This window comes from Rhodobacter sp. P2_H5 (genome assembly GCF_056403335.1).
Window position 1 is genome coordinate 1 of record NZ_JBFUFS010000082.1, and the last position, 935, is coordinate 935.

At 64.2% G+C, this 935-nt stretch carries 1 protein-coding gene; it reads left to right on the forward strand.

Annotated features, from left to right (window positions below; all coding sequences use genetic code 11):
• Window positions 1–174: 174 nt before the first annotated feature.
• Window positions 175–935: ROK family transcriptional regulator (locus tag AC1DVR_RS23595; RefSeq protein ID WP_478003061.1), on the forward strand; the 761-nt coding region annotated here is incomplete at its 3' end.

The following is a 935-nucleotide window of genomic DNA, read 5'->3' on the forward strand; positions in this document are numbered from 1 at the left end:
CCCTTGGCGCGTCGACCTCCTCAAGCCGTTGGGCAACTTCTTATGCCTGGAATCATGTCGGGTCAATGTATTTACCACTTAACTATACCATCTTTTGCGGAAAAAATGCAGAAGTATTTGCTTGATCAGACGAAGGCCCCGATTTATCTAACAAAAGAGAGGATCGGAGAGGCGATGCCGCAAGACCTGACAGCGACGACCGCCGCCGCACGCGGCAAGGGGCGACCTCGGGTGGCCGAAACGGCGGCACCCTCGCTGGTCGAACTTCTGAACCTGATTCGCGCCGAAGATCCGGCGACTCGCCAGGAACTGGAGCGCAAAAGTGAACTCGGTCGTGCCGTTGTGGCGGACCGGCTGACCATGCTGGCGGATCTGGGCCTGATCGACGAAAGCGAGACCGGCCCCGCCACCGGGGGGCGTGCGCCGCGACTTGTTCGGCTGGCGGCGCGGCGGGGCCGGGTGCTGGTGGCCACGTTGGACCAGACTGCCTTGGGTGTGGGCGTGGCCGATCTGGCCGGCAACCTTCTGACCGAACACCACGAAGAATTCGAACTGACCGCCCCACCGCCGGCCTTGGCTGAACGGTTGACGACGCTGCTGCGCTGGTCGCTGGAACGTCAGACCTCTCCCGCCGGGCTCTGGGGCATCTCGCTGTCCGTGCCCGGCACCGTGGGCGACTTCCTGACCAGAACGCCCCCGGCCCTGCCCGCATGGGAAGGCTTTCCTCTGGTCGAGATGCTGACCCGCAGCTTTGGCGCACCGATCTGGATGAGGTCCTCGGTCGATATGATGACGATGGGCGAACTTCATGCCGGGGCCGGAAAAGGTGTGTCCTCGATGCTGTTCGTCAAGGTTGGGCGGCGGATCGGGGCGGGCATCGTCTCGCAGGGGCGGCTTTATCGCGGCGCGCTGGGGGCCACCGGACTGATCGGGGC